At 28.1% G+C, this 21,360-nt stretch carries 19 protein-coding genes; 9 read left to right on the top strand and 10 right to left on the bottom strand.

All coding sequences use genetic code 11. From position 1 onward, the window contains the following. Nucleotides 1-83: 83 nt before the first annotated feature. Together ACYQ44_RS04450 and hpf are read right to left on the bottom strand one after the other, a co-directional pair. Nucleotides 84-1,832: an AAA family ATPase gene (locus ACYQ44_RS04450; RefSeq protein WP_459995521.1), complete on the bottom strand. Its 1,749-nt coding sequence runs from the start codon at nt 1,830-1,832 to the stop codon at nt 84-86. A 223-nt stretch (nt 1,833-2,055) separates the two neighbouring features. Next, complete coding sequence (gene hpf, locus ACYQ44_RS04455; RefSeq protein WP_459995523.1) at nt 2,056-2,598, bottom strand: ribosome hibernation-promoting factor, HPF/YfiA family; 543 nt, start codon at nt 2,596-2,598, stop codon at nt 2,056-2,058. 178 nt (nt 2,599-2,776) lie between these two features. Here hpf and ACYQ44_RS04460 point away from each other — a divergent pair, with 178 nt between their 5' ends. Further along, the gene (locus tag ACYQ44_RS04460) at nt 2,777-3,703 is read left to right on the top strand and encodes a hypothetical protein (protein ID WP_459995524.1); all 927 of its coding nucleotides are present in this window, start codon (nt 2,777-2,779) and stop codon (nt 3,701-3,703) included. Between the two features lie 83 nt (nt 3,704-3,786). On the opposite strand, the gene ACYQ44_RS04465 is transcribed toward ACYQ44_RS04460, so the two are convergent. The 5 genes from ACYQ44_RS04465 to ACYQ44_RS04485 all read right to left on the bottom strand — a co-directional run bounded on the left by ACYQ44_RS04465 (nt 3,787) and on the right by ACYQ44_RS04485 (nt 10,479). After that, nucleotides 3,787-5,454 (bottom strand): ABC transporter permease, encoded by a 1,668-nt coding sequence (locus ACYQ44_RS04465; RefSeq protein WP_459995526.1) that lies wholly within the window; start codon nt 5,452-5,454, stop codon nt 3,787-3,789. Nucleotides 5,455-5,467: 13 nt separating this feature from the next. Then, nucleotides 5,468-6,445: an ABC transporter permease gene (locus ACYQ44_RS04470; RefSeq protein WP_459995528.1), complete on the bottom strand. Its 978-nt coding sequence runs from the start codon at nt 6,443-6,445 to the stop codon at nt 5,468-5,470. An 86-nt stretch (nt 6,446-6,531) separates the two neighbouring features. Next, the gene (locus tag ACYQ44_RS04475; RefSeq protein WP_459995529.1) at nt 6,532-8,274 is read right to left on the bottom strand and encodes an ABC transporter substrate-binding protein; all 1,743 of its coding nucleotides are present in this window, start codon (nt 8,272-8,274) and stop codon (nt 6,532-6,534) included. A gap of 19 nt (nt 8,275-8,293) precedes the next feature. Beyond that, on the bottom strand, nt 8,294-9,457 hold the full coding sequence (locus tag ACYQ44_RS04480) for an ABC transporter ATP-binding protein (RefSeq protein WP_459995531.1): 1,164 nt from the start codon (nt 9,455-9,457) through the stop codon (nt 8,294-8,296). After that, a complete protein-coding gene (locus ACYQ44_RS04485; RefSeq protein WP_459995532.1) occupies nt 9,457-10,479 on the bottom strand; it encodes an ABC transporter ATP-binding protein in 1,023 nt (340 codons plus the stop codon). The genes ACYQ44_RS04480 and ACYQ44_RS04485 overlap by 1 nt, the downstream gene beginning before the upstream one ends. A 140-nt stretch (nt 10,480-10,619) precedes the next feature. On the opposite strand from ACYQ44_RS04485, the gene ACYQ44_RS04490 reads away from it, so the two are divergent. Further along, nucleotides 10,620-10,856: a S4 domain-containing protein gene (locus ACYQ44_RS04490; RefSeq protein WP_459995534.1), complete on the top strand. Its 237-nt coding sequence runs from the start codon at nt 10,620-10,622 to the stop codon at nt 10,854-10,856. Here ACYQ44_RS04490 and ACYQ44_RS04495 read toward each other — a convergent pair. From ACYQ44_RS04495 to ACYQ44_RS04505, 3 genes are read right to left on the bottom strand one after another with little or no spacing between them, the layout of a single operon-like run. Then, a complete protein-coding gene (locus ACYQ44_RS04495) occupies nt 10,853-12,085 on the bottom strand; it encodes a replication-associated recombination protein A (protein ID WP_459995535.1) in 1,233 nt (410 codons plus the stop codon). The two genes, ACYQ44_RS04490 and ACYQ44_RS04495, sit on opposite strands and share 4 nt — an antisense overlap. Nucleotides 12,086-12,100: 15 nt before the next feature. Beyond that, complete coding sequence (locus ACYQ44_RS04500; RefSeq protein ID WP_459995536.1) at nt 12,101-12,967, bottom strand: DegV family protein; 867 nt, start codon at nt 12,965-12,967, stop codon at nt 12,101-12,103. A gap of 3 nt (nt 12,968-12,970) precedes the next feature. Continuing rightward, nucleotides 12,971-13,837, bottom strand: a complete 867-nt coding sequence (locus ACYQ44_RS04505; protein ID WP_459995537.1) for a DegV family protein — start codon at nt 13,835-13,837, stop codon at nt 12,971-12,973. Nucleotides 13,838-13,935: 98 nt separating this feature from the next. Between ACYQ44_RS04505 and ACYQ44_RS04510 the strand changes: the two genes are divergently transcribed. The 7 genes from ACYQ44_RS04510 (at nt 13,936) to ACYQ44_RS04540 (ending at nt 21,350) form a co-directional block, all read left to right on the top strand. Continuing rightward, nucleotides 13,936-14,544 carry a CBS domain-containing protein gene (locus ACYQ44_RS04510; protein ID WP_459995539.1) on the top strand — a complete coding sequence of 203 codons (609 nt, stop codon included), beginning with the start codon at nt 13,936-13,938 and terminating at the stop codon, nt 14,542-14,544. Nucleotides 14,545-14,556: 12 nt separating this feature from the next. Further along, the gene (locus ACYQ44_RS04515) at nt 14,557-15,171 is read left to right on the top strand and encodes an MBL fold metallo-hydrolase (RefSeq protein ID WP_459995541.1); all 615 of its coding nucleotides are present in this window, start codon (nt 14,557-14,559) and stop codon (nt 15,169-15,171) included. A gap of 122 nt (nt 15,172-15,293) precedes the next feature. After that, entirely contained in the window at nt 15,294-16,754 is a 1,461-nt protein-coding gene (locus ACYQ44_RS04520; protein ID WP_459995542.1) for a glycogen synthase, read from the top strand. A 9-nt stretch (nt 16,755-16,763) separates the two neighbouring features. Beyond that, complete coding sequence (gene galT, locus ACYQ44_RS04525) at nt 16,764-17,771, top strand: galactose-1-phosphate uridylyltransferase (RefSeq protein ID WP_459995544.1); 1,008 nt, start codon at nt 16,764-16,766, stop codon at nt 17,769-17,771. Continuing rightward, nucleotides 17,768-18,967 (top strand): hypothetical protein, encoded by a 1,200-nt coding sequence (locus tag ACYQ44_RS04530; protein ID WP_459995545.1) that lies wholly within the window; start codon nt 17,768-17,770, stop codon nt 18,965-18,967. The genes galT and ACYQ44_RS04530 overlap by 4 nt, the downstream gene beginning before the upstream one ends. A 176-nt stretch (nt 18,968-19,143) precedes the next feature. Continuing rightward, nucleotides 19,144-20,394, top strand: coding sequence for an ABC transporter substrate-binding protein (locus tag ACYQ44_RS04535; RefSeq protein WP_459995546.1), 1,251 nt, complete (start codon nt 19,144-19,146; stop codon nt 20,392-20,394). A gap of 131 nt (nt 20,395-20,525) precedes the next feature. Further along, entirely contained in the window at nt 20,526-21,350 is an 825-nt protein-coding gene (locus ACYQ44_RS04540; protein ID WP_459995575.1) for a carbohydrate ABC transporter permease, read from the top strand. Nucleotides 21,351-21,360 lie beyond the last annotated feature (10 nt).

Here is a 21,360-nt window from a genome sequence, read left to right on the forward strand (position 1 = left end):
TAATAAAAACTCCAGGAAAATTCTGGAGTTTTTATTATATACATATTCATCTTAACACTTTGCCTTTGATGGACTTTCAAAATTTATTTTATTTCCTCAATATATTTAGCTTTCTTACCAACAAAAACAATTATAAACTTTTTCATTGATTCATTTTTTGAATTTAATTCATATGATTTCTTGTATTTTTCTATTTGCTCTTTAGCTTCTTTTATTTTTCTTTTTAATTTTTCTTCTGTATATTCTTTTTGCTTTATATATTTTACTTCTATTATTGCTTCATATGGCACTTCTTCATATCTTTTAAACATTGCTATGTCTATATATCCGTTTTCTACTGGATATTCCATTTTTACCATTGCATATGGTGTTAATATTAAATAACTGTACATTATTGCTTTTATGTATTTTTCGTCTAATCCCATGAATATTCTATTATCCATTTTACTCAATAGATTTTCTATTTCTTTTGCAAAGGTATTTATTTCTCCATCTGATAGTATCTTTCTTACTGCTATTTCTATTGGTTCTGGGTCTATATATTCTGTTAATTTTTCTTCTATGTATTCTGTGAAGTATTCTGAGAATATTTTTTTCATTGAGTAATTTGGTATTTTTAGATATGTTATTATTCCTTCTTTTTCAAATGTCATGAATCCTAGATAAAATAATAATGATTTTATATCTTTTATTTCTATCTTCTTTCCTGGGTTGAACATTGTTGTTAGCTCTGTTAATTCTGTTTTCCCTGTTAATAATATTTCGTTTAATAGTTGCCCTATTATCCTTTTTGATGTTGCTTTTTCTCTTTCAATTTTTGTTTCTGCTTCCTTTTCTATTTTTATACCAAGTAATTCACCAAGACTGAATAAATTCTGTACTTTTTTGTAATCACTCATTATATTGTCATCTATTATTTTTTCCGGTGGTTTTTTTGTTCTTCCATATTGTATTATGAAATAAAATACCATATCAGGATTATATACTGTTGTTTTTATATCTTTATTAAATCTATAACCATTATAATTTTCTTGCATTTCTTTTAATAGTTTTTCTGAGTATATATCATAGTATTCCAACAATTCTTTTACTTCTTCTTCTTTGAATCCTAGCATTTCATTGAATTCAGGAGACACTGTTATGTTCATTGTTATATTAAAGCCACTAGTTAATGAGTCCAGCATTATTGGACTTACCCCTGTCATGAATAATCTTTCTATTATTGTTTTTGTCCCTTTTTTTATTTCTTCATAGAATTTCCTTACAAATCCATGTTTTGTTACACTATCTTTGAATAATTCAAGATTAAAACTTAATAATTCATTTGCAAAATGATCATATTCATCTATTAATAGGTATATTGGTTTGTCTAATATATCTGCGGCTTCGGAAATAAATGTATTTATTATATCTGCTGGTTCGCTAAACTCTTCTTTTATAGTTATGTTTTTTTTATATCTAGTATTAAATCCTTTTAATGCACTTATTATTTTATTTTTAAAACTATTTATTAATTTCTCTTTATTTTCTGTTTGTATTCCAGAAAAGTCCATATACAAAATATAATAACTGTTCTTTAATGGTGTTGGATTCTTTCCTATATATAAGTTTTTAAACAACTCTTCAAATTTGTCTGTATAATTAATATCATAATATTTGGAGAGTGTATCTAAAAATAATGTTTTTCCAAATTTTCTTGGTCTTAAAAACACTATATTAGTTTCATTTAATAATTCTAATTTTTCTATATATTGTGTCCTATCTATATAATAATAATTTTGCATTATTATCCATTCAAAATTTTGTTTTCCATATGGTATTTTTTTCTTCATAACTCACCCCCCACATTACACATACACTTACATCATATATTATACGTTCTTCTATTTTATACAATTGAATTATATCACATTTCAATTATTTCTATATCCTTTTTGTTCCTGAATAACCCATTTCTTAGTAAAACGAAAGGCGCTGATTATAACCCAGCTTTTACTATTTTATATAAATTTTAAATATATAAAAAAAGCGGGGACAATCCCCGCTTTTTTTATATCAACCTATTAATTCTATTAATCCTAAAGATCCATCTTTTCTCTTATAAACTACATTTACTTCTTCTGAGTCGGAATTTCTAAATACGAAGAACTCATGTCCTAATAATTCTAATTGCATAACTGCTTCTTCAAGAGAATACATGTTTAAATCAAATCTCTTTCTTTTATCAATCTTACTTAAAATATCTTCTTCCTCATATGCTTCTGTATTAATTTCTTTTAATGGATTTAAAGACTCATGATCTTGTAATTTACCTTTAAATTTCTTTAGTTTTCTTTCAAATACATCAGATACTCTGTCTATAACCTCATAAAGATCCGTTCCTCTTTCTTCTACTTTTAAAACACTTCCTTTAAACTTCAAATGAGAAGTTACCTCTACCTTATAAATTTCTCTTTCTTTTGTAATTCTAACATCTGTACTCATTAATAAATCATCATGCTTTTTAAAAATCCTATCAATTTTTTCCATTCTTTTTTCTAAATAATCTTCTAATGCCTTTGTTAATTCGATGTTTTTTGTGTATAATTTGTAATCCATATAAACACCTCCTTTGGAAGATCCCTATATTATAATAATATCACTTTTTATTAAAAAAGTCAATTTTCCTTAATATAATCATAAAAATTCTTTTTTGTGAATTTTTTTAATACATAAATATTGATTAATTTTTATCAGAATAGTATAATATAATTAAGAAAAAACACGGAGGCGTATTATGGATCAAAATAATATTTTTTATCTTCCTGAAATTATTAAATTATTAGAAGATATATCATCAAAGGATTCTGATATTTTTTTTAAAGAAATATTAGAATTAGCTATAAAAATAATACCAGAAGCTGATTATGGGTCACTTATTATGTTTTATCCACAAAAAAATATAATGTTATATCTAAGCGTAATTGGACACAATGAAAACATATTACTAAATCAATCATTTTATTATGAAAATATGAATTTTAAAGATGAAGTTACTTTAATTAATGATAATATAGTAGAACATAATAAAAATTATATATCTAAATCATATAAAATAATTAAGAAAGCGTCTTTACCAATAAAACAAACATTGTTATACCAATCTCAAATAAGTAAAACTTCATGGATTCAATTTAGTTTAGATATATCAGAAAATAATAATAATAATAATAATTTTTTTTCTGATAATTCTAAAGAAATATTAAAACTATTTGGGAATATTGCAAAAATTTTTATAATTAATAAATTGAAAGATGAAAAAATGAAGAGTATTATCTCCGAATTAAAAATGAAAAATTATGAATATGAATTATTAAATGAAAACAATATCAATACCATTATAGATTTTTTGAATTATAAAGCCTTTGAAAGAGCAGATAATTTCATTAAAATCCTAAAAATATTCATTAATAATATTCCGTTTACTGATAAAGCTATATTGGGAACAAAGGAAAATAATAGAATAATTATAATAGACAATATTGGATACGATTTAATGATTAATAAATTAACTATTAAAAGTATAAAAGAGGACATTGTTACTTTCGAAGAGCTTTCTGGAGAATTTTTTGAACTAACCTTTAAAATAAAAAATGATATAATGATTTTTATAAAAATAAATGATAGAAATATAAAGTATTTAAAATATTTAAATATAGGTTGAAAAATTACTAGCCATTTTTATTTCAATATGAATGTTTATAAAAAAGACTGCTGCAAATTGCAGCAGTCTTTTTATTACTATTTTTAATGCCCTAATGCTCTTGGATCTAATGCATCCCTTATAGCATCACCAAATAAGTTAAATGCAAGAACCGTTATGAATATAAATAATCCAGGTAATAATAACCATGGGTAATTTGTTAACGCTGTTATGTTTTGTGCTTGAGATAACATTAACCCCCAACTTGCAGAAGGTTCTCTAATACCTAATCCCAAGAAACTTAAACCCGCTTCACCAAGAATATAACTTGGAATGGATAATGTTGCAGAAACAATAACATATGTTGCTGTATTAGGCAATAAATGTCTCCAAATTATTCTTCTTGATGGATATCCTAAAGCAACTGCAGCTTGAATAAATTCTGTTTCTTTAAGACCTAAAGTCATACCTCTAATAACCCTTGTCATACCTGGCCATCCAATAAAAGAAAGAATTACAATAATCAAAATATACTTAACTGATGGTGATAATTCTGATGGTAAAATTGCACTTAATGATACTAATAAATAAAAACTTGGAATTGACATTAATATTTCTGTAAATCTCATTAATACTTCATCAATCCATCCTCCAAAATATCCTGCAACTCCACCTAACATTAAACCTATTGTAAATGTAATTGCTATACCTAATAAACCTATAGTTAAAGACACTCTACTTCCAAAAAGCAATCTACTTATCATATCTCTACCGAATTTATCAGCACCCCATAAATAAAGTATTCCATCTTTTGAAGAATAATCATCTGCTAAAAATGGTAATTTGCTTTTTTCAACACCAAATAAATGTATATTACCTGGTATAAAACCTAACCATTTATATTCCCAACCCTTTGTAAAGAACCTAATATTAAATTTTTTCAAATTCACTCCTTCAAGATTTTCTGGATAATATTCATAGACATCATCCTCTGTTTCAACTTCTATAGAATCTAATAATACATATTTTTTAAATTCTTTTATATCTTCTGGTTTAAGGTTATATCTAGCTAAATTAGCTTTTGTTTTATAATTTTCTTCAAAATAAAAGGTTGAAGCAATTCCTCTATCTTCTGTAATGAGTAAAACATTTTTACCATTTAACAATGGAATTTGGTCAACAGATAAAAAACCTTCATCATTCTTATTTAATATTTTATTTTTTATTCCTAATTCTTCAAAGGTTAATAATGGTTGAGTTTTCGTTTCTGAATCAATTTTATACTCTTTCCCATCCTTAGTAACAGCTACAGTTTTATAAACTAAAACAAATTGATAATTAGTTACAGTAGATTCAAAATCTGGATTATATTTTCCTAATTCTAAAACTGTTTCTTTTTCTGTATCGAAATTTAAATCATCATATACTTTGAAATTCTCAAAATATGTTGCTTCTTTAAACACACTTTGAAAAGTGACCGGATCTTTTACTCTTTTATATAAATAAACATGTGGTGTTGAAATTTTACCTGTTTCATCTTTCCAAAAAACTTTCATTGGCGGTGCAAATTTATACTGTATATGCTGAACTTTATAATCCATAGGAGATAAAAAATCAGCAAATATTGCAAACAAATATAATACTATTAATACCCACATTGAAATAAGACCAAATTTATGCCTTTTTAAAGCTCTCCATACTAATTGAGGGGTTGATAAAAATTGCTTCTCAAAAACATCTTGATTTTCCTGATTTTTAATTTCTTCAGTCATTATTTTCCCTCCATTATCCTAATCTTAATCGAACTCTCGGATCAACTGCTGCAAGTAAAATATCTGCTATTAAATTACCAATTACTAATAGTACTGAAGCAAGCATAATATCTGCCATTATAACAAATATATCCTGTTGCATTAATGCTTCAATTATTAATTGCCCCATACCTGGCCATCCAAATACATTTTCTGTTAAAACCGCTCCACCTAAAAGACCTGAAATAGAAAAACCTAAAGCTGTTATTATAGGGTTAATTGCATTTCTCAAAGCATGTTTATAAATTACAACATTTTCAGGCATACCTTTTGCTCTAGCAAATTCAACATAATCCTGTTTTAGTTCATCTAGCAATTGGCCTCTCATAACCCTCATAGTCCCTGCTAAGCCTGACGTGCCCAATGTAATCATAGGACCAAGTACATGCCATACAATATCTAAAAATTTCTTCCATGCTGGAAATGTATCATAATTCAAAGAAATAAATCCTCCTACAGGGAAAATTCTTCCTCCTGTTTTAGCTGCAAAAAATAAAAACAGCAATGCAAAGAAAAAGTTTGGTATAGATAATCCTATAAAACCTATAACTGCTACTATTTGGTCTCCAAGACTATATTGATGCAATGCCGCGTAAATACCCAGCGGGATACCTATCCCCCAGGTAAAAATGAATGTTGTTATACTTAATAATAATGTTGCTCCAACTCTTCTCCAAATCAAATCCCAAACAGGTATTTGATAAGTAAAAGAATCTCCCCATTCGCCATGCAATATATTTTTTACCCATAAAAAATATTGTACAACAGGTGATTTATCAAGACCAAATTTTCTTTCTAAATTCTTTACTTGATCTGCACTTACTGCTGGATTAAGCCTATATGTATCCAAAAAATCGCCTGGCGCAAGAGATATAATCATGAATGAAACTACGGATACACCTAATAAAACAGGTATAGCCATTATAATTCTCCTGAGAATATATTTCAGCATATTAAAAAAACCTCCTCACTTTAATTTAAAAAGGAGTGGAGAAAACTCCACATTCCCCCACTCCCAATTGAAAATAAAATTAAGTATTATTGATCTTTCCAAATATTCCAAGCTTTCCAAAGAACACCTGCTGCAGGATTTGGTTCTGGATTATAAATATGTACTGTATTTTTATAAGCAATTAAGTAATTTTGTGCTACTGTGTATACTAATACTTGATGCTCCGCTACTAACATTTGGAATTCATCAAATAATTTTCTTAATTCATCTTTATCTACTGCGCTTACTTGCAATCTCATAATTTCATCTATTCTCTTTTCATAATCTGGTACAAAATAATCAGCTTTTAATTCTTCATCATACATATTTGGTTTAACTTCTGGTGAATAATTCCAGAAATGTAAACCTCCATCCAATCTCCATACATTCCATCCATTTGCTGGATCTACTCCACCTGTTAAACCTATAATAATAGCTTCCCAATCACCTGTTGATACTAATTTTCCAACTAATGCATTGAATTGCATTGGTGCAAAGTTCACATCAATTCCTAATTTTGATAAGTTTTCTTTTAAAATATTTCCGATTTCTTCCCTAACATTATTACCAGCATTTGTTGTTAATTCAAATTTAACTTGATTTCCATCTGCATCATATAGTTTTCCACCTTTTAATACAAATCCACCTTTTTTAAGTTCTCTTTTAGCTCTTGCTAAAGAATATCTAAATCCTAAATCCTCAACTGCTGGATTATAGAATCCTGATGAAGGTGATACTGGTCCATATAAAGCCGCACCTAAACCATTATACAATACATCAATTAATGTTTGTTTATCAATAGCATAAGCTATAGCTCTTCTGAAATTATCATTTCTAAACCATTTTCTCTTTACTGGATCTTTTGCATTAAAGTTGAATGTTACAAAGTTTGAACCTAAGTTTGGTCCGCCTTGTCTCACTACCCAACCTTTTTCTTCTGCCATTGCTCTAATTTCAGGGAATTCTTCAGCAGTTGGAGAATATATATCTGTTTCTCCTGCTTCAAACTTTAATCTTGATGTGTTTAAATCTTTAACAATAACATAAACAATTTGATCTAAATATGGTAATTGAACACCGTTTTTATCTTTTCTATAATAATAAGGATTCTTTTCTAATACAACTCTAACTCCTTCTTTATATTCTTTTAAAATAAATGGACCTGAAGATATGACCTTATCCATTTCTTTTAATGACCATGCTTCTGAGAATTTACCTTCTTTGTAATATGGTTCTAAAACATGTTTTGGTAAAATCTCTGTCCAACCAATTGATTCATGACCTCTTCTAAATTTTGAATTATAAACAAATTGAACTGTGTAATCATCTACTTTTACAATTTTTGGTAATTCGTCATTTGAATCCATATAGCCAGCATTCCCATTTGCTGACATCTTTTCATCAAACCAAATTTTTTCAAATGACCAAATAACATCATCAATTGTTAATGGAACACCATCTGACCATTTTAAACCTTTTCTTAACACATAAGTATATACTGTTTTTCCATCTTCTGTAACTTTAGCAGAAAATTCTTTTGCTAATCCTGGTAATTCCGCTAACCCTTTGTTTGAAGAATGTACTAAAGTGTCTAATACCCAACCAATAATATCTGTTGATGAAGTTTCTTGTGCCCATGCTGGATTCATTGTTTTTGGTCCAGATGTTGTACTCAAAAACAATGTTCCCCCAGGTTTTCCAGCTACATCTTCGATTGCCCAATCTACTTCATCAGCAAATACAGCTAACGCTGTAACCAAAACAAATAATAAAACTAAAAGCTTCTTCATACTACTCCCTCCCTTGAATTCAAGATTTTGGTTCATATTTATAACAACTTACAAAATGATTGTTACTTACTTCATAATATGAAGGATATTTTTTTGAACATGGTTCAAAGGCATATTTACATCTAGGCGAAAAGAAACATCCTTTTGGCCTATTAATTGGTGATGGAACCTGTCCTTTAATAATAAATTGTTTTCTATCTCTTCTTTTTCTTGGATCAGGAACAGGTGCTGCATTTAATAATGCTTCTGTATATGGATGCTTGTAATTATCAAATATTTCATCTGAATCGCCATATTCAACCATTCTACCTAAATACATAATACCAACATAGTTCGAAATGAATCTAACAACACCCAAATCATGAGAAATAAATAAATACCCTGCATTTAACTCTCCTTGTAAATCCTTTAATAATTTTATTATTTGAGCCTGAACAGATACATCTAAAGCGGAAGTTGGCTCATCTAAAATGACCAAATCCGGTTTTAGTATAGCAGCCCTCGCTACAGCAATTCTTTGCCTTTGACCTCCAGAAAATTGATGAGGATATCTATCAACATGATACTTTTTCAATCCAACATTTACAAGTATCTCTTTAACAATGTCAAATGCATCATTTTTATTTTTCGCTATACCATGAAACAATAAAGGTTCAGATAATATATTTCCAACTGTCATCCTTGGATTTAAAGATGATGTTGGATCCTGAAAAACAATTTGCACTTTTCTTCTAAAATGCATCCTTTTTGCCTTTAAATCTGAAAGCATATAATCTATAAACTTAGTTGGTCCATTTTTTATAAGAAATTCAAAATACGATTTTTTATAATCTGGTAATTCTTTTAAAAATTCCGACTCCGATTTTCTCTTTATTCCATTATTTAAAACATCAATATAATGTTTTCTTAGATAATCTTTTGCTTCACTTCTTTTCATAAAAAAATAACTTGTATCTTTATCATCTATAAAAATCTCACCGTCTGTTTGATTATAAAGCCTTAAAATTGTTTTACCAATTGTAGTTTTACCACAACCTGATTCACCAACAAGCCCATATGTTTCTCCTTTATCCAAGGAAAATGTAACCCCATCAACCGCCTTTACATAACCAACAGTTTTTTCTATTATAAATCCATGTTTAATAGGAAAATATTTTTTTAAATCGTTCACTCTTAAAAGCATTATTTATCTCCCTCCATTTCAATGTCCATTGGGTTCCAACATCTAACGAAATGCCCTGGTTCAATTTCTTTTAATTCTGCTAATTCTTTTCTACATCTATCTGTTGCCTTAGGACATCTTGGTAAAAACGGACACAATGGTGGAGGGTCTAGCATAATAGGTGGCTGTCCAGGTATTGGCTCAAGCTCTTCTTTTTTTGCATCATGTCTAGGAATACAATTTAATAACATATGGGTATATGGATGACTCGGTTTTTCAAAAATAGTATTTACATCAGCCATTTCCATTTGCATACCGCCATACATAACCATAACCTTATCAGCAATTTCTGCTACTACTGATAAGTCATGAGTTATATATATCATAGCTGTATTAAATTCATTTTGTAAATCTTTCATTAACTCTAAAATTTGCGCTTGAATCGTAACATCTAAAGCTGTTGTTGGTTCATCGGCTATTAATAACTCTGGATTACATGATAGCCCTATAGCTATAACAATCCTTTGCCTTTGACCACCAGAAAATTGGAAAGGATAATCGTCTATTCTTTCCTCAGCATTTGGAATACCAACTTTTTTTAATAATTCAATAGCTCTTTTTCTAGCTTCAGCTTCTGAAACGTTTTGGTGATACATTATAGTCTCAATCATTTGGTCTGCTACAGTATACATTGGATTCAATGAAGTCATTGGATCCTGAAAAATCATAGCAACATGTTTTCCTCTAATCCTTGTAAATTGATTATAGGGTAATTTTGTTAAATCAATATATTCTTTTCTACCATCTTTACTAAATTCATCAGTATGAAACAAAATTTTACCTTCTGGTATATATCCTGGCTTTTTTATAAGACCCATTATAGTCTTCATTGTAACACTTTTTCCAGAACCTGTTTCCCCAACAACTCCAAGAGATTCATTTTTATCTAGAGTGAAAGAAACTCCATTAACTGCTTTAACCGTTCCTTCAGCTATGTCGAAGTATGTTTTTAAATTTTCTACTATAAGAACTGGCTCGGACAACTCTATCACCTCATAATTAAGTATATATTTTTTATTAAAATCCTCTTAATTGATTATCTTCATTAAATATATTATAATTGTTTTAAGCTACTATGTCAAGTGTTTAAATTGATATATATATTATATATTGGAGGGATTACATGAGATTAGATAAATTTCTAAAATCAAATAAAATTATAAAAAGAAGAACTATCGCTAATGAATTAGCAAAATCAGGAAAAATTTCTAAAAATGGGAAACAATTAAAACCTTCTTACGAAGTAAAAAACGGTGATATTATCAACATTCAATTATACAATAAAAATATAATTTTCAAAGTGTTAGATAACAATAAAATAGAAATATTACAGGAAATAAATACCAGTAATGAGCATTAATATCCTTTAAATCCATCCCATAACTTTTTTAATCTTTGTTTTATTTTTCCTTCAAAACCTTTGTTTAATGGAATATATATCTTTTCATTTTTTAAATTTTCTGGCAAATATGATTCTTTTATAAAACCACCAAAGTCATGGGGATAATTGTAATTTTTTCCATAACCCTTGTTTTTCATCCATTTAGTAACAGGGTTTCTCAATTTCATAGGTATTTCAAAATCTTTTTTTATAAGACTTTTTGCTTTCATATATGAATTTAACAAAGAATTAGATTTTGGTGCTACTGATAAATAAACAGTCACTTCGGATAATGGAAATAAACATTCTGGATATCCAATTTCTTTAGTAGCGTGAAATGCTGAAACCGCTATATTTATAGCCATTGGATCTGCAAGTCCTATATCTTCAGATGCTAAAATTATTAATCTTCGAGCTATATATAATGGATCCTCTCCATTTTCAAGCATATATGCCAGATAAAAAAGCGCTGCATCTGGATCACTACCTCTAATGCTTTTAATAAAAGCTGAAATAGCATCATATTTATCTTCTTTTGAATATCCAAAAGAAGATAAAACTTCTTTAAATGTTTCGGGAGTTATATTTACTGTTCCCATATCTATTAGTGCTTCTATTGTATTAATTATTCTCCGTATATCATATGAAAAATATTCCTTTAATTTTATATTTAAATTATCTGAAAATTTTATATTTGGATATATATTTTTTATTCTAATCAATATTTTTTGTATGTCCTCTTCATTTAATTGAGTGATTTCAAAAGTTAATATCCTAGATAATAAAGCTGGATTAATAGAAAAAGATGGATTTTCTGTTGTTGATCCAATTAATATAATATCTCCTCTTTCTACGTGCAACAATAATACATCCTGTTCTGCTTTATTTAATCTATGAATTTCATCTACAAACAAAATTGTTTGTTTTTTAAATAATGGACTTTCTGAATTAGATATAATATTTTTTAAAGTTTTTGACCCTTCTAAAGCACCAGAAATTTTATAAATTTCATATTTTTTATTATCTAATTCATTAAGAAAGGCTGAAATAATTGTTGTTTTTCCAGAGCCTGGTGGGCCATATATAACAAAAGATTTTAATTTATCATTTTTAATCCAACTTTCCAATATCTTTTTTATTTTATAATTTCCTAACACATCATTTAAACTTTGAGGTCGTAATTTTTCATACAATGGTATATAACTCACAAATCAATACCTCTCTTATTCGATAATAATGGCCCCTATACCATACATATCAGGACCAGCATGAACTAACAAAGTACTTGAAAGTTTTCCTATTAGCACTTCTATTGAATTCTCCAATACCTTTATTTTTTCATATACATCTTTTTGCAACTTTTCTATTTCTTTTGATGTTCCACTTATGTAAACAGCTGCCATATATTTTTTATCGTCAACAAATTTTAAAAACTCTTCGTAAACCCTTTTATATGACTTTTTTAACCCTCTTACTTTTGTTACTGTATAATAAATACCCTCATCGCTATTAGAAATAATTGGTTTTATATTTAACAATTCACCAATCTTCGCCGATACTCTTCCTATTCTTCCACCTTTAGCTAAATATTGAAGCGTCGGTATTACAAAAAATATCTTTGATTTTTTAGCATTTTCTTTAGCCCACTTTGCAACATCTTCAAAGGATTTTCCTTCTTCTAACATCTTGATTGATCTATAAGCAACTAATCCCGCTCCTATTGATATATTTAATGTATCTATATTTTCTATTTTCACATCATTGTATTTTTCCATCATTTTATTTGAAACAAGTCTGAATAGATTATATGTTCCACTCATACTACCCGAAATATTAAATGTCAATATTTTTTTTATTCCGTTATTTATTAATTCCTTTATGGCATCTTCAATTTTTTCGGGATTAGGTAAAGAAGTTTTTACATCACTATCATTTAATCTTTCAATTAAAAATTCTTCACTAATCGTTCCTTCTTCATATTCTTTTCCATTAATAATTATCCTTAATGGAACAACTTTTATTTTATATTTTTCTATAATATCATTTGGAATATCTGTTCCTGAATCAACTATAATACCTATTCTATCCATACTTTAACCTCCACATTTTAATATCCCTATTCCAATTAAATCTGGACCTGTATGAACTGATAATGTACTAGAAACCTTACCTTTAAAAACTTCAATTGATTTATTTAAAGATTTTAATCTAGATATTAACTCATCTTGCATATTCATTAATTTTTCATTGTTTCCACTAATCACCACGCCAGCAATAAAATCTTTATTATTTATATATTTTAAAACTTCATTATACAACGCTTCAATTGACTTATTAAAACCTCTAATTTTAGATACTGTATAATATATTCCTTCTTCGTTAACTGAAATAATAGGTTTTATATTCATAATTTGTCCTAACATTGCTGAAACTTTCCCTATTCTTCCACCACGTGCTAAATATTTTAATGTTGGTACAACATAAAAAACCGTTGCATTTTTTATATCATTATTTATTAAATTGATAATTTCATCAAAACTCTTACCTTCATCTATATAATGAGCTGTTTTATAAACTATAAGAGCTGATCCTATTGATATATTTAATGTATCTATATTGGCTATACGAACATCATTATTTTCCATAATACCTTCTGATATCATCTTAAAAAGATTATATGTTCCGCTTAAATTTTTTGAAATATTTAAAGTAATAATCTCATTATATCCATTTTTAATCATTTTTTCAATGGCATTTTTTATATTTTCTGGTTTCGGTAAAGAGGTCGTAACTTTTTCATCTAAATGCTCAAAAAGAAAATCTTCTGAAAAGGTTCCTTCATCATATTCTTTATCGTTAATTATCGTTCTTAAAGGAACAACAGCAACATTATTATATTTTTTTATAATTTCTTGAGGAATGTCACAACCTGAATCTACAATAATACCTATTTTTCCCATTCTTATCCCCCCAAAAATTTTCAATTGTAATTTAATTATAGCACAATTTTTCCTATTTTTAGTGTATAATTATATAAAAAGAATAAAGGAGGATTAGCATGTATGTAAAATTATGGATGAAAAAAAACTTTAGTACTTTACGAGCCTTAAACACTGTAGATGACGCAATAAAACTATTTTTTGAAAAAGATATAGAAATAATTTTAATAGTACGAAAAAATGGAACCCTCCTTTCTTCAATACGTCGTGATGACCTTGCTATTTTGCGAGAATATAATAGCGACGATTTATTAATAGATATTTTTGATCCTATAGAAGATTTTTTATATGAAGATGACCTTGTTGAAGATGTTCTTTTAACAATGATGGAAACAAATTACAAAATACTTCCAGTAGTTGATTATGACATGCAACCTGTCGGTATCTTTGGCTTTCATGAATTAATAAAAGCTATGGTTAACATAACTGCTCTAAATGAATCTGGAACAAAAGTAATAATAACTTTAAATGATAAACCTGGTGAATTAAAAAAAATAGTAGAAACTATCAGCAATAATAACTTAAATATTCTTTCGATGACTACATGCAAAATAACAGAAAATAAGAGAATGCTATCCATAAAATTGTCTTTAAAAGATGTAAATGCCGTTTCTTCCATTTTAGATAAAAATAATATCGAATATGATGGTATATACGAAGAAGAGTAAGGAGGGAATAACATGAAATTTCAAACAATATTAGATGGCGGCTTATTAACAATAACCGGAAGGGTACATGGAACATTTTCATCTGTTTTTTTATTAGAAGATGAAAACAAAAAAATATTAATAGATCCTAGTCATATACATGTCATTCAGGATATTGAAGCAAATTTATCTGTATCCCCAGAAGAAATTACTGATATTGTTTTAACTCATGTGCATTTAGATCATGCTTATAATTCAATCTTTTTTCCAAATGCAACTATAAGAATTCATGAAAATTATCAAGGAAAAAATTATAGAAAATTTGGTCCTTTAATTGGTCAAGCATATCAACAGATGATTGATTCCTGGGAAAATCGTGTTGAAATATTTAAAGATGGTGATGTTTTATTTGATTCAATAAAAATAATTTACACTCCTTATCATTCAAAAGAACACGTTTCATTATTTATTAAATCGGAAAATATGGGAAATCTTTTCCTTCCAGGTGACATATGTATGACAAAAATAGATTTTTACGATATTATAAGAAATTTAAGAACAGATAAGGTTGCGGAAATAGTAAAAGAATGGGCTGAAAAATCAGATTATATAATATTTACACATGATACCCCATACAAAATTAGCTAAACTATTATCAAAATAATGAATATATTATTGATATATTCTTAATCCAAGAAGTGCAATTGCACTTCTTTTTGTTTTATATGGTATAATTATAATATGATTTTATAAAAAGGCGGTGAAAAAAAGTGAATATTGTCTTAGTGTCATATGAGGTTGCTCCGTTTGCAAAAGTAGGGGGATTAGCTGATGTCGTTGGAACCTTACCTAAATTTTTAAAAGATAAAGTGGACAAAATTAGCTTAATTATGCCATTTCATAAAGCTGTTGAAAGAAATTTAAAAAAATATAACCTTCCTTTGACAAAAATAGATGAAGATTTATACCCTATTAGCCATTCTTTTAAATATCCATTTTCTGTTTTTAAATCACATTTACCTGATACAGATATCCCCATTTATTTTTTAAAAAATGAAAATTTATTTTCAACTGAAGATGTGTATGAATATCCAAACAAAGATCATCAGACTACCTATTTTTCTGATAGTGTTTTATCTTTTATTAAAAAACATCTACCTGAGACTGAATTAATACATATTAACGATTGGCAAACTTCTTTAATTCCAGTATATTTAAAGAACAATTATAGAGAAGATGAAACCTTTTCAAAAATAGCAACAGTATTAACCATTCACAACCTTGGTTATCAGGGTATTTTCTCACCAGAAATTTTAAACATTGCAGGATTACCTGGTTATTTGTACAATGTAGATGCGCTAGAATTCTTTGGTCAAATTAACTTTCTAAAAGGTGGAATACTTTTTAGTGATGTTATTAATACGGTAAGTAAAACCTATGCTGAAGAAATTCAAACTGAAGAGTATGGTTATAAGTTAGATGGGGTTTTGAAGGTTAGAAATGATGATTTATACGGAATATTAAATGGTATTGATTATAATATTTTTAATCCAGAAACGGATAAAATAATTCCTTATAATTTTAGCATTGACAATCTTGAAAATAAAGTTAAAAACAAAACATATTTACAAAATGCTTTAAACCTTCCAAAAAACACAAAAGTACCTGTTATAAGTTTTATAGGGCGAGTGGTTGAACAAAAGGGAATTGATTTAATTGCTGAAATACTTGATTATTTAACTTTATTTGACACCCAAATAATTATACTTGGAACAGGTGAAAAACGATTTGAAGAGTTATTATTAAAATATCAGAATAAATATCCTGATAAACTATCAATAAATATTAAATTCGATATAAACCTTGCTCAATTAATATATGCTGGTAGTGATATGCTATTAATGCCCTCAAAATATGAACCCTGTGGATTAGGACAAATGTATGCTATGAGATATGGTACTATACCAATAGTAAGATATACTGGCGGATTAGCTGACACTGTAAAAGAGTTTTCTTGTGAAACATTAAAAGGAACAGGCTTTGGTTTTTATGAATACTCTTCATCTAATTTGTTAATTTCCATTTTAAAAGCTTTAAATATTTTTATGAGAAATAATAAATGTTGGACTAGTTTGATAAAAAATGCTATGCTCAGTGATTTTTCATGGGATAAATCAGCTAAAGCATACATAGAAATATATAAAAAAGCCTTATCTAAAAAAAGATATTAGGAGGCAAATATGCCTGAATACAGAAAAGATCCAATAACAAATAGATGGGTTATTATTGCTTCCGAAAGGTCAAATAGACCTATTCAAAAGGACATATTTATTAAATCACAAAAAAATGTTTTTTGTCCATTTGATAGAGGAAATGAAAATCTAACCCCTCCAGAAATTTTAGCTTTTAGATCACCTAATTCAAAACCTAATGATGAAAATTGGTGGCTTAGAGTTGTAGAAAATAAATTTCCAGCTGTTACTTTAACTACTAGCAGTAAATTGACAAAAAATGGAATATATTATTCAATGGACGGTTATGGATATCACGAAGTAATAATAGAAACACCAAAGCATAACGCTACTATAGCTTATATGGATTTATTTGAAATAGAAGAAATTATATGGGCTTACCTTCAAAGATTTAATCATATAAAAAAAGATAAAAAAATAAAATATGTTCAAATATTTAAAAATTATGGTACTAGCGCTGGGGCTTCTTTACAACATCCACATTCACAGTTAATAGCTACTCCAATAATTCCAATATTTATAGAGGAAGAACTAAAAGGCGCTAAAACTTTTTATAATATAAAAAAAGAATGTATATTTTGCGCTATTATAAAACAGGAAAAAAAAGATAAAATTAGAATAATTGAAGAAAATGATTATTTTATATCTTTTGAACCTTATGCCCCTAGGTTCCCTTATGAAACATGGATATTTCCCAAAAAACATAGTTCAGATTTTGGAAATTTAGACGATATATTAGTTAAAGATTTTGCAAAAATTTTAAAAAATACATTATTGAGATTAAATATACTTTTAGGAGATATCCCATATAATTATATGATTCATACTTCACCTTTTGATAATATTTATAATCCTTATTATCATTGGCATTTAGAAATCATCCCTAGAATGACTAAAGCTGCAGGTTTTGAATGGGGATCAGGATTTTTTATTAACTCAATTTCACCAGAAAATGCAGCTCAAAATTTAAAATCCTTAGAGGAGGGATTATTATGAAAAAAAGATTGATTTTTACATTGGTTTTATTATTTATCGTTAACGCTTTTTCTTCTTTTTACGTAAGACCATTCTTTAATACCGTAAAAGAAAACGGCCAGGATTATTTAACATATTCTATTACCGGGGTATTTGAAAATAATAATTTTGGTATTGGTTTAGGACTTAATGCTTATCAAACTGAAATTGGCGGAAGTTTATATTACGGGAAACCCAATATGGAACAATCAACCGACGTTTTAAATGGTTTAACAGTTAATCTTTTAAAATTAAAAGTTGGTCCTTTATTTTTTAGATATGGTATGTCTTTCCCAAAAACAACTGGGCTTGGTATGTTAGTATACAATTATACAAATAACTATCAAAATGCTTTAGATTTAGGAATTATTACTCCTGTTGCAAATGTTGAAATTCATGCTCCATATTCTTTAGATTCAATAATGCCATTTTCATACAGTCAAACTGCTCATTTATACTACGGAATATTAAGAACAAAATTAGGTTTTATAAATATCGAAACATTTGCAGGAAAAACTATGGCTAAAAATGATGTTGACCCACTTAGAGAAGATTTATTAGGTAGTGTATCTGCATTTGTGGGAGGTAATGCTTTAAGATTAGGTGGTGAAGTGGGGTATATAAATTCTTCATTTGATTCCACATCATTAACAGGATATGGAGCAGGTGTTGGTGGAATTTTAAATCTAGGTATTATTACATTTAAAGCATTGCCTGTTGTTTATCAAATGCCATATTATAAACTAGGTTTTGTAAATATTAATTATGAAAATGCTTTAGAAGACTCTACATCTTATAATGAATTATTATCATATAACACAACTAGACTTGGTGGAATAGGTGAATTAGAGGTAAATCTTGGTAATTTATTATCTGCAAAAGCACGATTAAATTATGATTTAACAACTGATTTTGAAATATTAAATCCAGAATTAAACGGCTCATTATATGCAAGAATTCCTTCAGAGCAATTCCCGTTAATAATCGTGGGTAAATATTATAAACCTATGGAAAGCTTAGAAGAATTATCTACATTATTAGGCGAAAATACTTCAGCAGAAGTATCTGTTGGATATCCTATTTCAAATGGTTTATTTATGCTATATACAAAATATTATGATAACGCTTCTGATGAATTTAAAGATAAAATAGAATTTAGTGTTATTTCTGATTTTTAATGATTAAATAAAATTAAATTAAATTATGTTGATTTTTCTTAAATTTATTTGTTTTTTCCCCTATAAACTTTTTATAGGGGAGTTTTTTTTATTTTAAAATTTATGTTATAATTGAAAAGAAGTTGTATTTACAAATTAACGAAAACGGTTGCGCAAATGAAAGGGAGGGTGTTAGCATGAAAAAGATATTAGTATTATCTTTAGTTGTTTTAATGGCTGTTATTGGTATGAGTGTAAAAATTACTATGGCAGCTGGTGCTGTAGGAAAAGAGTTAGAAGTTTTAATGAATCAAATTAAAATGTTTAATGAAATTTATCCAGACATCGAGGTTCAATTATTGCCTATGCCAAATAGTTCTACTGCAAGGCATGATTTATATGTTACATATTTAGGTGCTATGACATCAGATCCAGATATTTTAATGATTGATGTAATCTGGCCTGCTGAATTTGCTCCATTTGTAGCTGATTTAACAGATGATTATGACTACTTTGAATTAGATGAATTCTTACCTGGAACAGTAAAATCTGGAACTGTTCAAGGTAGAATCGTTGCTATTCCTTGGTTTACAGATGCAGGATTATTATATTACAGAAAAGACTTATTAGAAAAATACGGTTATGATGTTCCACAAACATGGGAAGAATTAAAAACAGTTGCTTCAGACATAGCTTCTAAAGAAAAAATAAATGGTATGTTATTCCAATTAGCTCAATATGAAGGTTTAGTTTGTGACGTTGCAGAATTCGTTCATTCATATGGTGCTGATTTCTTAGATGCTAATGGAAAAGTTATTATTGGTGATCCAGATAATCATGCAAGATTAGTAAAAGCATTAACAACATTAAAGAGCTTTATTGATGATGGTGTTGCTCCTAAAGGTGTTTTAACTTACATGGAAGAAGAAACAAGAAGACCTTTCCAAAATGGTGAATCTGTATTCTTAAGAAATTGGCCATATGTATGGTCATTAGCAAATGATCCAAAACAATCAAAAATTGCTGGAAAAATTGGCGTTGCTCCATTACCAATGGGAGATATTGAAGGTGGAAGACATTCTGCTACTTTAGGCGGATGGATGTTAGCAATAAATAATTATTCTTCAGATGCAGAAAAAGATGCTGCTAAAAAATTCGTAAAATTCTTAACATCTTATGACCAACAATTATACAAAGCAGTTAATGCTGGTCAAAATCCAACAAGAAAAGCAGTATATTCCGATCCAAAACTAAAGGAAGCTGCTCCATTTATGGTTGAACTTTACAACGTATTCATCAATGCAGAACCAAGACCAATCACACCATTATATACAGAGGTTTCCGATGCAATTCAAAGACACGTTCACGATTTCTTATTAGGTAAAGTTGATGTAGAAAAGGCTTTAAAAGACTTAGAATCTGAATTAATGATGATCACAGGTCAATAATTTTTTCCTAAAATAAAAGCCGGGGGGAACCCCGGCTTTAAAAATAGGAGGGTGGAATCTTGAGTACTAAAATAAAAATAAAATACAAAAAAAAGGAAATCTGGTTGGGCTTCTGGCTAATTATTCCTGCAATGCTAGCAATTTTTATCACAGCTTTTTTTCCTCTATTAAAAACTTTTTGGGATAGTTTCTTTTCATTTGGATTAAGGCCTGGAATTCCCAAAAGATTTATAGGTTTTGATAATTATATTAGATTATTTAATGATACAAGATTTATGACAAGTTTATCAAACACTTTAATTTTTACTGCTATCTCTGTATCCTTAGAGTTCGTGTTAGGATTAGCTACAGCATTAATTCTAAATGCAAATTTTGCACTTAGAGGAATTGTAAGAGCAGCAATATTAATTCCATGGGCAATTCCTACATCTGTTTCTTCACAAATGTGGAAATGGATGTATAATGATCAATATGGTATTGTAGCTCAAATATTATATAAATTAGGTTGGTTAGCTCCAGGAACACCTATATTAAGTGAAAAATGGTCTTCAATGTTTGCTATTTTGGCTGTTGATGTATGGAAAACAGCTCCTTTTATGGCATTATTGCTTTTAGCTGGATTACAAACAATACCTTCAGAGTTATATGAAGCGGCTAGAATAGATGGAGCTTCAGGTTGGAAACAATTTACAAAAATAACCTTGCCAATATTAAGTCCAACAATTGCTGTTGCTCTAATTTTCAGGACATTAGATGCATTAAGGGTTTTTGACATATTCTACATCATGAATAAATCAGTGGAAACATTAGCTGTTTATAACAGACATATTTTAATGGATAGAGCATTTACCGGTGCTTGGTTTGGTTATGGTTCTGCTATTTCTGTCGTTATATTCCTTATAATCAGCATATTTGCAATAATTTATATGAGATCATTAAACTTAAAGTTTGAATGATCCAAAGGAG

The sequence above is a fragment of the Marinitoga arctica genome, assembly GCF_054657315.1.